16 protein-coding genes are annotated in these 13530 nt (G+C 74.2%); 9 read left to right on the top strand and 7 right to left on the bottom strand.

Annotated features, from left to right (window positions below; all coding sequences use genetic code 11):
* Positions 1 to 53: 53 nt before the first annotated feature.
* Positions 54 to 1340: a hypothetical protein gene (locus KMS84_RS22685; RefSeq protein WP_256918257.1), complete on the top strand. Its 1287-nt coding sequence runs from the start codon at positions 54 to 56 to the stop codon at positions 1338 to 1340.
* A 79-nt stretch (positions 1341 to 1419) separates the two neighbouring features.
* Here KMS84_RS22685 and KMS84_RS22680 read toward each other — a convergent pair whose 3' ends face one another.
* Positions 1420 to 1833, bottom strand: coding sequence for a VOC family protein (locus KMS84_RS22680; protein WP_256918256.1), 414 nt, complete (start codon positions 1831 to 1833; stop codon positions 1420 to 1422).
* Between the two features lie 289 nt (positions 1834 to 2122).
* On the opposite strand from KMS84_RS22680, the gene abc-f reads away from it, so the two are divergent.
* From abc-f to KMS84_RS22665, 3 genes are all read left to right on the top strand, one after another.
* A complete protein-coding gene (gene abc-f, locus KMS84_RS22675; protein ID WP_256918255.1) occupies positions 2123 to 3721 on the top strand; it encodes a ribosomal protection-like ABC-F family protein in 1599 nt (532 codons plus the stop codon).
* A gap of 322 nt (positions 3722 to 4043) precedes the next feature.
* The gene (locus KMS84_RS22670) at positions 4044 to 4265 is read left to right on the top strand and encodes a helix-turn-helix domain-containing protein (protein WP_004002281.1); all 222 of its coding nucleotides are present in this window, start codon (positions 4044 to 4046) and stop codon (positions 4263 to 4265) included.
* A 119-nt stretch (positions 4266 to 4384) separates the two neighbouring features.
* Positions 4385 to 5188: an enoyl-CoA hydratase/isomerase family protein gene (locus KMS84_RS22665; RefSeq protein WP_256918254.1), complete on the top strand. Its 804-nt coding sequence runs from the start codon at positions 4385 to 4387 to the stop codon at positions 5186 to 5188.
* 24 nt (positions 5189 to 5212) lie between these two features.
* Here the strand turns inward: KMS84_RS22665 and KMS84_RS22660 are convergent, their stop codons facing one another.
* Entirely contained in the window at positions 5213 to 5923 is a 711-nt protein-coding gene (locus KMS84_RS22660) for a nucleopolyhedrovirus P10 family protein (protein ID WP_256918253.1), read from the bottom strand.
* Positions 5924 to 6019: 96 nt separating this feature from the next.
* Between KMS84_RS22660 and KMS84_RS22655 the strand changes: the two genes are divergently transcribed.
* The 5 genes from KMS84_RS22655 to amaP are packed head-to-tail and all read left to right on the top strand — an operon-like array spanning position 6020 to position 8369.
* Entirely contained in the window at positions 6020 to 6505 is a 486-nt protein-coding gene (locus KMS84_RS22655; RefSeq protein WP_256918252.1) for an Asp23/Gls24 family envelope stress response protein, read from the top strand.
* A 55-nt stretch (positions 6506 to 6560) separates the two neighbouring features.
* The gene (locus tag KMS84_RS22650) at positions 6561 to 6746 is read left to right on the top strand and encodes a hypothetical protein (protein WP_256918251.1); all 186 of its coding nucleotides are present in this window, start codon (positions 6561 to 6563) and stop codon (positions 6744 to 6746) included.
* Positions 6743 to 7159, top strand: a complete 417-nt coding sequence (locus KMS84_RS22645) for a hypothetical protein (RefSeq protein WP_256918250.1) — start codon at positions 6743 to 6745, stop codon at positions 7157 to 7159. Before KMS84_RS22650 ends, KMS84_RS22645 begins: the two co-directional genes overlap by 4 nt.
* Positions 7156 to 7785 (top strand): DUF6286 domain-containing protein, encoded by a 630-nt coding sequence (locus KMS84_RS22640; protein WP_256918249.1) that lies wholly within the window; start codon positions 7156 to 7158, stop codon positions 7783 to 7785. Before KMS84_RS22645 ends, KMS84_RS22640 begins: the two co-directional genes overlap by 4 nt.
* The gene (gene amaP, locus KMS84_RS22635) at positions 7782 to 8369 is read left to right on the top strand and encodes an alkaline shock response membrane anchor protein AmaP (RefSeq protein ID WP_256918248.1); all 588 of its coding nucleotides are present in this window, start codon (positions 7782 to 7784) and stop codon (positions 8367 to 8369) included. The genes KMS84_RS22640 and amaP overlap by 4 nt, the downstream gene beginning before the upstream one ends.
* Positions 8370 to 8415: 46 nt before the next feature.
* Here the strand turns inward: amaP and KMS84_RS22630 are convergent, their stop codons facing one another.
* From KMS84_RS22630 to KMS84_RS22610, 5 genes are all read right to left on the bottom strand, one after another.
* A complete protein-coding gene (locus KMS84_RS22630; protein WP_256918247.1) occupies positions 8416 to 9171 on the bottom strand; it encodes an SDR family oxidoreductase in 756 nt (251 codons plus the stop codon).
* Between the two features lie 4 nt (positions 9172 to 9175).
* Complete coding sequence (locus tag KMS84_RS22625; RefSeq protein ID WP_256918246.1) at positions 9176 to 10963, bottom strand: glycoside hydrolase family 15 protein; 1788 nt, start codon at positions 10961 to 10963, stop codon at positions 9176 to 9178.
* A 125-nt stretch (positions 10964 to 11088) separates the two neighbouring features.
* Positions 11089 to 11880 carry an SURF1 family cytochrome oxidase biogenesis protein gene (locus tag KMS84_RS22620; protein ID WP_256918245.1) on the bottom strand — a complete coding sequence of 264 codons (792 nt, stop codon included), beginning with the start codon at positions 11878 to 11880 and terminating at the stop codon, positions 11089 to 11091.
* Between the two features lie 95 nt (positions 11881 to 11975).
* A complete protein-coding gene (locus KMS84_RS22615; RefSeq protein ID WP_079041440.1) occupies positions 11976 to 12209 on the bottom strand; it encodes a metallothionein in 234 nt (77 codons plus the stop codon).
* A gap of 156 nt (positions 12210 to 12365) precedes the next feature.
* Positions 12366 to 13376 (bottom strand): DEDDh family exonuclease, encoded by a 1011-nt coding sequence (locus KMS84_RS22610; RefSeq protein WP_256918244.1) that lies wholly within the window; start codon positions 13374 to 13376, stop codon positions 12366 to 12368.
* Positions 13377 to 13530 lie beyond the last annotated feature (154 nt).

Raw genomic sequence — 13530 nt, 5'->3', positions numbered from 1 at the left:
GGGGTGCCCCCCGCCCGCCGGAGGGCACCCCGGCGCCCGCGGAGCTGGCCAGAATGGCGCGCTCCGGACTGGCCGCCGCGGCCCGCGTCGCCCGCTGGGCCGACAACGCCCTCGGCCCCGGCCGAGACGCCGCGACCACCGACGGCAAGGCCACGCTCTCCGAGGCGACCGCGCGCCGGGCCGCGTCCGATCTGGGCCTGACCACGGACCGCGTCCGCGCCGACTGGGACACCGCCCGGCTCGCCGGCCTCGTGGAGGTGCACGGCGACAGCGCCCGCCCCGGCTGGCGGCTGCACGCCTGGAACCGCGACGACAGCGCCGTCCTGCGCGGCTGGGTCGCCCTGTTCGACGCCTGGTCCCTCGCCTCCCCGGAACCGGCGGACCAGGAGCCCGGCGCGGTCGCCGAGGTCGTCTCGGCCATGCCCCAGGTGCTCTCCTTCCTCCAGCTGTCCGCGGGGCCCGTCCCCGTCGAGCAGTTGCTGGACCTGCTGCGCCAGCGCGTCACCGAACTGCGCACCGAGCGCTGCGAGGTCCCCTACAGCGCCGGCTCCGAGCCCGCGACGCCGCTCGCGCCGGTCACCTCCGCCGACGTCGAGCCGGCCGAGCCCGCCCAGGACGCCGAACTCGCCCCCCTCCTGGACTGGGCCCTGCACGCCCTCGCCTCCGTGGGCGCCCTCACCTACGGCGACGCGCACGCCACCCTCACCCCGCTGGGCAGCTGGGCGGTCTGGGTCAAGCTGGAGCAGATCTGCGTCGCCGCGCAGAGCCCCGCCGGGAACATCGAGCAGTCGGCCGAGGCCATGCTCCGCGGCTGCGCCCAGCTGCGCCCCAACGCGGCCCGCGCCGAGTACCGCGCCTGGCTCGCCGCCCGCACCGTCGGCGGCGCCGTGGGCGAACTGCTGCTGGCCGCCCGCGGGGACGACGCCCTGCTGCGCGGCCTGGCCTTCGAGGCGCTGCGCGTCGTGGGCGCCCCGGCCGAGCCCGACGTCCGCGCGGTCGTGGACGAGCCCGCGCTGCGGCCGTACGCCCTGCTGTGGCTCGCCGAGCACGACGGCGTCGACCCCGAGGACGCCCACGAGGTGCTCACCCGGGAGGAGGCCACCTGGCTGTGGGTCGACACCGCCGCGGCCGTCGCCGACCACGGCGAGGCGCCGATGCTGGTCCGCCACCTGGAGTCCGCCCTCCAGCCGACCGTGCCGGCCCTGCTCACCGAGGTGCGGGCCGTCGGGCATCCGCGGACCGTGCAGGTGCTGGTGGCACTGGCCGCCGCGCACCCCGACCCCGCACTGGCCAAGGCCGTGCGCCGGGCCGCCTTCCAGGTGCACACCGGCGGCAGCTGACCGGCCCGCCGGGACGGGCGGTCGGCGGCGGGCTCCGGTCGGCGGCGGGGCGCGCGGCGTACGGGCCGCCCGGGGCGGTTCAGCCCGGTATCTCGGGCGCGTACGTGCCGAAGCTCCAGAGGTTGCCCTCGAGATCGCGGGCCATGTAGTCCCGCGAGCCGTACTCCTGGTCCGTCGGAGGCATCAGGATCTCCGCGCCGTGCTCCACGGCCCGCCGGTGATGTGCGTCGACGTCGTCCACCACGACGTACACGCCGGCCGGGCCCGCGTCCTTCATCGCCGTGTCGAAGACGCCGCCGCGGCCCTTGGACCCCAGCATCACCGCGCCGTTGCCCTGCACCAGCTCGGCGTGCATCACCGAGCCGTCCTCGCCCTCGTACACGGACAGCTCGGTGAAGCCCAGGGCCTCGGTGAGCTGCCGGATCGCCGCCTTCGCGTCGGCGTACAACACCGTCGGGAAGAGACTGGGACGCCCGCCGTTCGTCGCTGCCATGCCGATCACTCCCTCGTGACTGCCACTGCGGTCCGAACCGTGGTCCGAGCCGTGGTGCGAACCGTGATTCATGCCGGATTCCCGGCGTGCGTCCAGTCTGGCACCCGGCACTGACAGCGCCCCCGGCCTGCGGAGATTCCGGTGAGCGGGCGGGATCGAACGCCTGGACCCAGAAAAAGTGCTTGCACGGTCCCGTTAGACTGACGTCATGGCCATTCTCCTCGCGCATTAGACGGCGGGAACGTCCTCAGCCGCCCATCCCGCCAACCACCCGCTCTGGAGTCTGTCCGTGATCTCCGCCTCCGGCATCGAGCTGCGCGCCGGCGCCCGCATCCTCATCGAGAACGCCTCCTTCCGGGTGGCCAAGGGCGACCGCATCGGTCTGGTCGGGCGCAACGGCGCCGGCAAGACCACCCTGACCAAGGTCCTCGCCGGTGAGGGCCTCCCGGCCGCCGGCCAGGTGACCCGCTCCGGCGAGGTCGGCTACCTGCCGCAGGACCCCCGCACCGGCGACCTCGACGTCCTCGCGCGCGACCGCATCCTCTCCGCGCGCGGCCTCGACGTCCTGATCCGCAAGATGCGCGAGAACGAACAGCGGATCGCCAACGGCAGCGGCGCCACCCGCGACAAGGCCATGCGCCAGTACGAGCGCCAGGAGACGGAGTTCCTCACCAAGGGCGGGTACGCCGCCGAGGCCGAGGCCGCCACCATCGCCGCCGCGCTCAACCTGCCCGACCGTGTGCTCGGCCAGCCCCTGCACACGCTCTCCGGCGGTCAGCGCCGCCGCGTGGAGCTGGCCCGCATCCTGTTCTCCGACGCGGACACGCTGCTCCTCGACGAGCCGACCAACCACCTCGACGCCGACTCCATCGTCTGGCTGCGCGACTACCTCAAGACCTACCGCGGCGGCTTCATCGTCATCAGCCACGACGTCGACCTGGTCGAGACGGTCGTCAACAAGGTGTTCTACCTGGACGCCAACCGCTCTCAGATCGACGTCTACAACATGGGCTGGCGGCTCTACCAGCAGCAGCGCGAGTCCGACGAGAAGCGCCGCAAGCGCGAGCGGCAGAACGCCGAGAAGAAGGCCGCCGCCCTGCACTCGCAGGCCGACAAGATGCGCGCCAAGGCCACCAAGACGGTCGCCGCGCAGAACATGGCCCGCCGCGCCGACAAGCTGCTCTCCGGCCTGGAGGCGGTCCGCCAGTCCGACAAGGTCGCCAAACTCCGCTTCCCCGAGCCCGCCCCCTGCGGCAAGACGCCCCTGATGGCCGAGGGCCTGTCGAAGTCCTACGGCTCGCTGGAGATCTTCACCGACGTCGACCTGGCCATCGACAAGGGCTCGCGCGTCGTGATCCTCGGCCTCAACGGCGCCGGCAAGACGACCCTGCTGCGGCTGCTCGGCGGGGCGGAGAAGCCCGACACCGGAGAGGTCGTCGCCGGTCACGGCCTCAAGCTCGGCTACTACGCGCAGGAGCACGAGACCCTCGACCCCGAGCGCACGGTCCTGGAGAACATGCGCTCCGCCGCCCCCGACCTGGACCTGGTCGAGGTCCGCAAGACGCTCGGCTCCTTCCTGTTCTCCGGCGACGACGTCGACAAGCCGGCCGGCGTGCTCTCCGGCGGTGAGAAGACCCGGCTGGCCCTGGCCACCCTCGTGGTCTCCTCGGCCAACGTGCTGCTCCTGGACGAGCCCACCAACAACCTCGACCCGGCCAGCCGCGAGGAGATCCTCGGCGCGCTGCGCACCTACAAGGGCGCGGTCGTCCTCGTCACCCACGACGAGGGCGCGGTGGAGGCGCTGCAACCGGAGCGCATCATCCTGCTGCCCGACGGCGTCGAGGACCTGTGGGGCGCGGACTACGCGGATCTCGTCGCCCTGGCTTGATCATCGGCAATGGATCATTCGGCCCATCGGTGATCCATCATCTGTGTGAGATCTCCTCGTATCGAGGTGTGTCCTACATCGATTTTCCGGCCGATCCCTTTGTCGACAAGGGGTCGGCCGTTCCGCGTCTCTGACCTGCCACTTCGCGAGGGAACCCGTTCGGCGGTGCGAACGCGCACACCTGGAATCCGACATTCCGCTTGTGGGGACGCGCTCCTGTCGTCAAAACCGTCTCGCACGGACCTTGCCGAATGGGTGGCCATCCCGTCCCGAAGGGGTGATCATGAGGAGACCAGAGCGCACTTCCCATGAGGAGGCACGGGTGGCCGAGACTCTGAAGAAGGGCAGCCGGGTGACCGGCGCCGCGCGCGACAAGCTCGCGGCAGACCTGAAGAAGAAGTACGACTCCGGTGCGAGCATCCGGGCACTGGCCGAGGAGACCGGCCGCTCGTATGGCTTCGTGCACCGGATGCTCAGCGAGTCGGGCGTCACGCTCCGTGGGCGTGGCGGGGCGACCCGAGGCAAGAAGGCCGCCTCGTCCTGACCTCCGGGCGGCCCATCGGCTACGACGGTGGCCACCCGGTCGGTGATCCGATCGGCCGGGTGGTTACTGTGCAGTCACTTAGCTGACCGCTAGCTGACCGCACCCACCGGAGGCGCCCCATGGCCACGCCCGACCAGGAACTCGTTCCCCTGCTCGACAAGGACGGCGTACGGCTCACCGTCGACGACGCGCTCGCCACGGTGACGCTGGCCAACCCGGCCAAGCGCAACGCGCAGAGCCCCGCCATGTGGCGGGCCCTCGCCGAAGCCGGGCGGCTGGTGCCGGGCTCCGTCCGCGTGGTCGTGCTGCGCGGCGAGGGCAAGTCCTTCTCCGCCGGACTCGACCGGCAGATGTTCACGCCCGAGGGGATCGAGGGCGAACCGTCCTTCATCGATCTCGCACGCAGTGGCGACGCCGAACTCGACGCCGCCATCGCCGGGTTCCAGGAGGGCTTCACCTGGTGGCGGCGCAACGACGTCGTGTCCATCGCGGCCGTCCAGGGCCACGCCATCGGTGCGGGCTTCCAGCTGGCCCTCGCCTGTGACCTGCGCGTCGTCGCCGACGACGTGCAGTTCGCCATGCGTGAGACCAGCCTCGGCCTGGTCCCCGACCTGACGGGCACGCACCCCCTGGTCTCCCTGGTGGGCTACGGCCGCGCGGCCGAGATCTGCCTCACCGGCCGGTTCGTCCACGCCGAGGAGGCCGTGCGCTGCGGCCTGGCCAACGCCGCCGTGCCCGCGGCCGGCCTCGACGACGCCGTCCGCGACCTGGCCGCCGCGATCCTGGCCGCGCCCCGCGAGGCCGTCATCGAGACGAAGGCGCTGCTGCGCGGCGCCGGAGACCGCACCTACGACGAGCAGCGCGCGGCCGAGCGCGCCGCCCAGGGCCGTCGGCTGCGGGACCTGGCCGGCATCGGCGACTGAGAGCCGGGCCCCGGCGGCCCGAGGTCACTCCACCGCCGTGACCAGCACGGTCACCGTCGGGTGATCCCGTAGCGCCTCCGACACCGCGGCGCGCACCCGCCGGGCCACGTCCAGCGCCCGGTGCTGCGCGCCCACCGCGATCTCCACGCGGGCGTGGCGGTGCGGCAGGGCGGCCGCGTGCTCGCGTTCCTCGAGGCGCACCGCCCTGCCGACGACGTCGGTCAGCCGGGTCACCCCGGTCACCGACAGCGCGGCGACGGTCGCGCGCGCCTCGTCGCCGTGCTGGGCCGCACCCACGGGCGGCGGCTCGGGCCCGGGCTGCGGCGCCTCCGGTTCCCGCTCGTCGTCCAGCAGGGCGGTCACCCGCAGGTCGATGTCCGCCACCACCAGGCCGAGCCGCTCGGCCGCGGCCGCCGCCAGCGCCGCCCGCAGACGGGACGCCGTCGCGGGAAAGGGCTCGGACGCGTACACGGCGATGTCCGCCGCCACCCCTACCGGCCCGGACGGCTGCGCGCCGGGCGGGGGCGGCACCACGGGCTCCCCCTCCGCCGGGTCGGCCGTCGCGAGCCGCAGCGCGCCCAGCCGGACGCCCTCCATGTGGCGTACCGCCCGCCGCAGCACCGCACCGGCCGCGGCCTCCGTGATCCACGCGCCGTCCCGCGGCCCGCCCAGCGGGAGAAGCCTGCCCGGGCCCAGTTGGCGCCGTACCGCGCTCGTCCATCCGTCCACCGTCATCACTCCAGCGTGCCGCATCGACGGAGCGAGGAGGAGCAACCGCGCTTAACGTGGTCGAAGGGGATGAAACGGAACCGGACGTAAGGACGTACGGCGATGACCGAGGCAGTCGAGCAGAACCGGACGCAGACCTCCGAGGGCGGCACCGAGCCGCCGCAGAACCGCAAGGCGGCCCGGCGCGGCGGCGGGGCCCCGGCGACCCGCGGGCGGACGACCATCGCCGACGGGGTCGTGGAGAAGATCGCCGGTCTCGCGGCCCGGGACGTCGTCGGCGTCCACACCATGGGCAGCGGCCTCAGCCGTACCTTCGGCGCGGTGCGCGACCGGGTGCCCGGCGGCTCGAAGTCGGTCACCCGGGGTGTGAAGGCCGAGGTGGGCGAGGTGCAGACCGCGCTCGACCTGGAGATCGTCGTCGACTACGGCGTGGCCATCGCCGACGTCGCCCAGGCCGTGCGGGAGAACGTGATCACGGCGGTGGAGCGCATGACGGGCCTGGAGGTCGTCGAGGTCAACATCGCGGTGAGCGACGTCAAGCTGCCCGACGAGGAGGACGAGGAGCCGGAGCAGCCCCGGATCCAGTGACCCGCGCACGACACACAGCGGACCCGGGTGACCGGGCCGCCGAGGGGAGAGCACCTTGAGCATGGCCGTGGTCGGCTTGATCGCCGGCATGGCGCTGGGCTTCGCCGGATACTTCGGCGGGTTCGGGGCCTTCCTGCTGGTGGCGGCCCTGGGCGCCGTCGGGTTCGTCGTCGGTCGGTTCCTGGAAGGGGACCTGGACCTCGGCGACCTGTTCCGCACCCGCGACGACCGCCGCAGGTGACCGCCGTGGCCACCGTGACCGGGGGGAACGACGGCCGCCGCCCGTCCGCCGTCCCCGCGGGCGAGCGCGGCGCGACCCGCATCGCGGGCCGGGTCGTGGCGAAGGTCGCGGCCCAGGCGGCACGCGAGGCGGTCGGCCCGCTGCCCGCGGACGCCGGGCCCCCGCACGCCACCGTCGTCGTGCGCCCGCACGCCCGGCCCGCGAAGTCCGGGGAACCTCCGGTGGACGCGGCGCACGTCCGGGTCCATCTGGAACTCGGCTATCCCGCCGACATCGGGGCCCGCTGCCACGAGGTGCGTCGACATGTCGCCGAGCGGGTAGGCGCGTTGGTGGGAATGGCGGTTCCGGAGGTCGCCGTCCAGGTGGAACGGCTGCATCTGACGACGGCCGCGGCGCAGGGGAGGACACGATGAGCGAGCCCGAAGGCCCGCCGGCCGGTGCGGTGCCCGTGCTGGACAAGCCCGCCGAGGACGTCCCCGAACGGCCCCGGGCATCCGCGGAGCACCGCTTCTGGTCGGCGCGCCGGACGCCCGCCGCCGTCGTCGCGGTGCTGCTGGTGGTCGTCGCGGGCGCCTTCCTCTACGACGTCACCGCCGTGCGGGCCCACCGGCCCGCCATGGCCTGGCGGCGCGCCCTCGCCCGACAGCTCGCCGAGCGTCCGCTGGACGACGTCTGGGTGCAGGTCGGCGCGGGCGTCGCCGCCGCCCTCGGCCTGTGGCTGGTCCTCCTGGCCGTCACCCCGGGGCTGCGGCACGTCCTGCCCATGAGCCGCCCCCGCCCCGACGTCCGCGCCGGCCTGCACCGGGACGCCGCCGGGCTGGTGCTGCGCGACCGGGCCATGGAGATCGCCGGGGTGCAGTCGGCCCGGGTGCGCGTCCGGCGCCGCCGGGCCGACGTGCGCGCGGTCTGCCACTTCCGGGACCTCGACGACGTCCACGCGGACCTGGACACCGTCCTCACCGACGCGATCCGCGGTCTGGGTCTGGCCCGGCCGCCCCGGTTGTCGGTCCATGTGCGCCGGCCCGGGAAGAAGGGATGAGGACGATGCTGAGGACCGTCGACCGCGTGGTCGTGGGAGTCGTCGGGCTGGCGCTGCTCGCCGTCGGCGGCGCGGTGCTGGCCGTCGGGCTGGGCGCGTCCCCGCCCTCCTGGTGGCTTCACCAGGGCCGCCACGACGTCCTGCTCACCGCCGCCGAACGCACCCGCTGGCGCGCCGAGGCCTGGTGGTGGCCGACGGTCGTCGCCGCCCTGGCCGTGCTGGTGCTGCTGGCCCTGTGGTGGCTGGTCGCGGTCCTGCGCCGGCGCCGGCTCGGCGAGGTCCTCGTCGACACGGGCGACGGCGCGGGAGCGCTGCTGCGGGGCAGGGCCCTGGAGGCCGTGCTGGCCGCCGAGGCGGGCCGGCTGGACGGCGTCGCCCACGCCCACGCGCACCTGACGGGCCGCCGGGACGCCCCCGCGGCGCACGTCCGGCTGGTCCTGGAGCCGCACGTGGACCCGGCGACGACGCTGGAGCGCCTGACGGCCGAGGCGCTGGCCCACGCCCGGGACTCGGCGGCGCTGGCGGCCCTGCCGGCGACGGTGCGTCTGAAGGGCGCCAAGCACAAGGCGGAACGGGTCGGTTGAGCGCCGGGGCGCCGCCGGGAACCGGGCCGGCGCCCTCGGCCGCGTGTCAGAAGCCGTGCCGCATCCCGCCGTCGACCGGCAGCATCACGCCCGTCAGATAGGAGGCGGCGGGCGACAGCAGGAACGCGGCCGCCCGGCCGAACTCCTGCGGGGCGCCGTAGCGGCGCAGCGGGATCCGGGACTCGTTCGCGGTCCGGGTCGCCTCGGGATCCGCCGACAGGGCGTCCAGCTCGCGCACCCGGTCGGTGTCGATGCGCGCCGGCAGCAGTCCCACGACCCGGATCCCCCGGGGGCCCAGCTCGTCGGCGAGCGACTTGGCGAACCCGGCGAGCCCCGGCCGCAGGCCGTTGGAGATCGTCAGCCCCGGGATCGGTTCGTGCACCGACCCCGACAGCACGAACCCGATGACCCCGCCCTCCTCCAGCTCGGCGGCGGCGGCCCGTGCCAGGCGCACCGCGCCGAGGAACACCGACTCGAACGCGGCCTGCCACTGTTCGTCCGTATTGTCCGCGACGAAGCCGGGCGGCGGCCCGCCCACGCTCACCAGCACCCCGTCGAAACCGCCGAAGGCGTCCCGGGCCGCGGCGATCAGCCGGCCCGCCGCGTCGGGGTCGGCGTTGTCCACGGCGACGCCGACGGCGTTCGCTCCCAGCTCGGCCGCCGCCGCGGCGACGCGCTCGCCGTCCCGCCCGGTCAGCACGACCTTCGCGCCGTCCGCGACGAGCTCGCGCGCGGCGGCGTTGCCGAGGCCGCGCGTGGCCCCGGTGACGACGTACACCCGGTCCTTCAGTCCAAGATCCATGCCCCTATCCTGCCTGCTCGCCGCCGAACAGGGCGAGGGCGGTGTTCACCAGGCCGATGTGGCTGAACGCCTGCGGGAAGTTGCCCAGGTGCCGGCCGGCCACCGGGTCGTACTCCTCCGCCAGCAGCCCCACGTCGTTGGCCAGCCCGACCAGCCGCTCGAACAGCTCGCGCGCCTCCTCGGTGCGGCCGGTCAGGTGCAGCGCGTCGGCCAGCCAGAAGGAGCACGCCAGGAACGCGCCCTCGTCGCCCGTGAGGCCGTCCACGGGGGCGCCGTCCGTGCTGTAGCGGCGCACCAGGCCGCTGTGGCCGAGTTCGTCGCGGATCGCGTCGACGGTCCCGACGATGCGCGGGTCGTCCGGCGGCAGGAAGCCGACGCGCGGGATGAGCAGCAGGGCGGCGTCCAGGTCGGCCGATCCGTAGTACTGCGTGAACGTGTTGCGCCGGGGGTCGTAGCCCTTCTCGCACACCTCGCGGTGCACCTCGTCGCGCAGCGCCCGCCAGCCCTCCAGGTCGCCGCTGAGCTTCGGGTACTGCTCCAGCGCGCGCACGGCCCGGTCGGCGGCCACCCACACCATCACCTTGGAGTGCACGAACTGGCGCCGCCCGCCGCGCACCTCCCACAGGCCCTCGTCCGGCTGCCGCCAGTTCTCGCTCAGCCAGTTCATCAGCGCGCACTGCAACGACCACATGTGCGGCTTGGGCGACATCCCCGCGGTCCGGGCCAGCGACAGCGAGTCCATGACCTCGCCGTAGACGTCCAGCTGCAACTGGTCCACGGCGCCGTTGCCGATCCGCACGGGCGTGGAGCCGCCGTAGCCGGACAGCCACGGCAGCTCGCACTCGAGCAGCCGGCGCTCGCCCGCCAGGCCGTACATGATCTGAAGGTCGGCCGGGTCGCCCGCGACGGCGCGCAGCAGCCAGTTGCGCCAGGCCTCGGCCTCCTCCTCGTATCCGGCCGCCAGGAGCGCCCCCAGGGTGAGGGTGGAGTCGCGCAGCCAGCAGTAGCGGTAGTCCCAGTTGCGGATCCCGCCCAGCTCCTCGGGCAGGGAGGTGGTGAGCGCGGCGACGATGCCGCCGGTGGGGGTGTAGGTGAGCGCCTTGAGGGTGATCAGGGAGCGCACCACGGCGTCCCGGTGGGGGCCGTCGTAGCGGCAGCGCGCGGCCCACTGCCGCCAGTCGTCGACGCTGACCCGCAGCGCCTCCCACGGGTCGGTCAGCGGCGGCCGGGTCTCGTGCGAGGGATGCCAGGTCAGCACGAAGGCGACCGACTCGCCCTCGGCGACGGTGAACTCGGCGTACGTGGTGAAGTCCTCGCCCCAGGTGCGCACCTCCGGCTCGCTGCGGAACCAGACGGCGTCGGGACCGGCGATCGCCACCCGGTGGCCGTCGACGCGGCGCATCCAGGGGATGACCCAGCCGTAGTCGAAGCGCAGCCGCAGGGCGCTGCGGACGGTCACCCGGCCGCGCAGCCCCTCGACGATGCGCACCACGTCCGGGGCCTGGTCGCGCTGGGGCATCAGGTCGGTGACCCGGATCGCGCCGTCGGGGGTCTCCCACTCGGTGTCCAGGACGAGCGTGTCCCGCCGGTACGCGCGCCGGGTGCAGGCGCCGTCCTCGCCCTGCGGGGCGATGCGCCAGTGGCCGTTGTCCTCGTCGCCGAGGAGCCGGGCGAAGCAGGCCCCGGAGTCGAAGCGGGGCAGGCAGAGCCAGTCGATCGATCCGTCCGTGCCGACCAGGGCGGCGGTCTGCTCGTCGCCGATCAGGGCGTAGTCCTCGATGCGGGGGTGCACGGGGTTCCGGGTTCCCGGCGGGCCCGTACGGCAATCAGAGGTGCGGCCGGCCGGGTGACGGCACGCACCGCCCGGCCGGTGGGGCCGGACGCCGGCGCGGCGGCGGGACCGGCGACGCGCCCGCGCTACACGGGCGCGGGCTCGGTGTGCTCCGCGGCCTGCGCGGCGGCCGCTGCCCGCTCGCGGGCCTCGCGCCGGGCCATGATCAGCCAGCCGACGGGGACGCCCGCCGAGAACAGCCACCACTGGATGGCGTACGCGAAGTTCAGGGCCGCGTCCTCGCTGCCGGGCGGCCCGAGCAGCTCGGGGGTGTCGCCCTTGGGCTCGGGCGCCGTCTGCACGATGTAGCCGCCGAGCACGCGGGCGCCCAGGCGGCGGGCCTCCTGCTCGCTGTTGATCAGCATGACCTGCCGGTCCGGCAGTCCCCTGAGGTCCTTGATGCCGCTGGCCGCGGTCGTCTCGTCCGGCATGAGCCGTCCGGTGACGGTGATCCGCCCGTGGGGCGGCGCGGGGATCCGGGGGAAGTCGGTCTGGCTGGCGCCGTTCGCCGGGATCCAGCCCCGGTTGACCATGAGCACCCTGCCGTCCGTCAGCACGAACGGGGTCAGCACGTGGAAGCCGACCGTCTCGTCGGAGTTGACCCGGCGCCGGACGACGACCTCGTGCCCGGTGTCGAAGGCTCCGGTCGCCCGCACGCTGCGGTACCGCTCGCCGCGGGTGACCTCGTGTCCCGGGGTGGTCAGGGACTCCACGGGCACCGGGTCGGCGCCGAGCGCGTCGGAGACCAGCTGGTTGCGCGCGGTGCGCTCGTCGTAGCGATGCATCTGCCAGAAGCCCAGCCTGATCATCGTGGGGATGAGGAGGAGGGAGACCAGCGTGAGGATCACCCACTGCCGGGACAACAGGAAGCGGTACACCCCACGACCGTACAACTCGGTCGTGGGGTGTACGCGGCCGGGTGCCGCGTGCCGCCTCTCGGGGTGCGGCGTCGCGCGCGGGTTCCCGGAACGGCTCACACCTTGTCGACGATGCCCACCCTGCCCTCCGCGCGGGCGCAGTGCGCTCCGCAGTACCAGTGCCCCTCCACCTCGACGCCCTGGCCGATGATCTGCACCCGGCAGTGCTCGCAGATGGGGGCCATGCGGTGGATCGCACAGGAGAAGCAGTCGAAGACGTGGACCGCGCCCTGCGCGTGCACCTCGAAGGTCATTCCGTAGTCGTTGCCGCAAACTTCGCATCTCGCCATGCGCCACAGGGTGGGCCGTCTCCTCCCGCGCGGGCGAGCGGGTGACGGGCGAGTCGCGCGGCAATCACCCGTACGCCGGGGTCGCCCGTCGTGCGCCGGGGGCGCCCGCGCGGCGGGACCGCTCGCGCGTCGCCCGCCGCCCTTGCGCGCCCGGGGTCAGCCGTCGGCGGGCTCCACGTCGCGCAGGAGCTGGCCGAAGGCGGCCTCGTCGACGACGGGCGTCCCGAACTGCCGCGCCTTCACCACCTTCGACGTGCCCGAGTCGGGGTCGTTGGTGACCAGCAGACTGGTCAGCCGCGACAGGCTCGTCGCCACATGCAGTCCGGCCTCGGCGGCGCGGTCCTCCAGCAGCTCGCGCTCGACCGAGGTGTCGCCCGAGAAGGCGACCCGCATGCCCTGTTTGAGCCTCTTGCCGTCCTCGTACCGTCCCGGGTTGGGGTACGGGCACGCGGGACGCTTGCGGGACGGCCGCCAGGTGCCGGGACGGTAGGAGCCGTACCCGCCGAAACCGCCCTCCGGGCCGCCCGCCTGGCGGCCGATCCGGGGCGCGGGCCGGTCGGTCCACTCCGTCAGCGGCCGGCACTCCAGCAGCGGCAGACGGACGCCGCCCGCCGCGGCGGCCCGCAGGCTCGGCCGGAACGCCTCCGCCAGCACGCGCGCGTCGTCCAGCGCGTGGTGCGCCCGCTGCTGGACGACGCCGAAGTGCGCCGCCAGCGACTCCAGCTTGTGGTTGGGCAGCGGCAGGCCCAGCTCCTTGGACAGGGCGATCGTGCACAGCCGCTGCCGCACCGGAGCCTCGCGCCGGGCGCGTGCGTACTCCCGCGCGATCATCTGCCAGTCGAAGACCGCGTTGTGCGCGACGAGCACCCGCCCGTCGAGCCGGGCCGCGAACTCCTCGGCCACGTCCTGGAAGAGGGGCGCGCCCTCGAGCACGTCGCTCGTCAGACCGTGTATCCACACCGGGCCGGGGTCGCGCTCCGGGTTGACCAGCGTGTACCAGTGGTCCTCCACCTCGCCGCGCGCGTCCAGCCGGTAGACGGCGGCGGAGATGATCCGGTCGTCCCGGGCCAGGCCGGTGGTCTCCACGTCAACGACCGCGTACCCCTGGGGATACGCGGTCGGCCACTCCGTGGGGGAGGACGCCGTCGTCGTGTGGTCTTCGAGCATGGTCACTGAGGATACGGGCCCCCACCGACACCTCGCCGCACCTGTCCCGTCGAGGCGGCGGAAGAAGCCCTGCGGGGCGTACGGGAGTTCGCCCGGCGCACGCGCGCGTGCGTTGCCGCCCCGAGGCGACCCCGCTGAAAGGAGCTCAACTGCC

The organism is Streptomyces hilarionis, from assembly GCF_024539675.1.
Classification (GTDB): Bacteria; Actinomycetota; Actinomycetes; order Streptomycetales; family Streptomycetaceae; genus Streptomyces; species Streptomyces hilarionis.
The sequence above is the reverse complement of the archived record's forward strand: the minus strand, read 5'-3'. Positions and strand labels throughout refer to the sequence as shown.

Coding starts and splice junctions, on each gene's coding strand:
- KMS84_RS22685 (WP_256918257.1), top strand. CDS start 54: ATGGCGCGCTCCGGACTGGCCGCCGCGGCCCGCGTCGCCCGCTGGGCC.
- KMS84_RS22680 (WP_256918256.1), bottom strand. CDS start 1,833: ATGGCAGCGACGAACGGCGGGCGTCCCAGTCTCTTCCCGACGGTGTTG.
- KMS84_RS22665 (WP_256918254.1), top strand. CDS start 4,385: ATGGCCACGCCCGACCAGGAACTCGTTCCCCTGCTCGACAAGGACGGC.
- KMS84_RS22660 (WP_256918253.1), bottom strand. CDS start 5,923: ATGACGGTGGACGGATGGACGAGCGCGGTACGGCGCCAACTGGGCCCG.
- KMS84_RS22655 (WP_256918252.1), top strand. CDS start 6,020: ATGACCGAGGCAGTCGAGCAGAACCGGACGCAGACCTCCGAGGGCGGC.
- KMS84_RS22640 (WP_256918249.1), top strand. CDS start 7,156: ATGAGCGAGCCCGAAGGCCCGCCGGCCGGTGCGGTGCCCGTGCTGGAC.
- amaP (WP_256918248.1), top strand. CDS start 7,782: ATGAGGACGATGCTGAGGACCGTCGACCGCGTGGTCGTGGGAGTCGTC.
- KMS84_RS22630 (WP_256918247.1), bottom strand. CDS start 9,171: ATGGATCTTGGACTGAAGGACCGGGTGTACGTCGTCACCGGGGCCACG.
- KMS84_RS22615 (WP_079041440.1), bottom strand. CDS start 12,209: ATGGCGAGATGCGAAGTTTGCGGCAACGACTACGGAATGACCTTCGAG.
- KMS84_RS22610 (WP_256918244.1), bottom strand. CDS start 13,376: ATGCTCGAAGACCACACGACGACGGCGTCCTCCCCCACGGAGTGGCCG.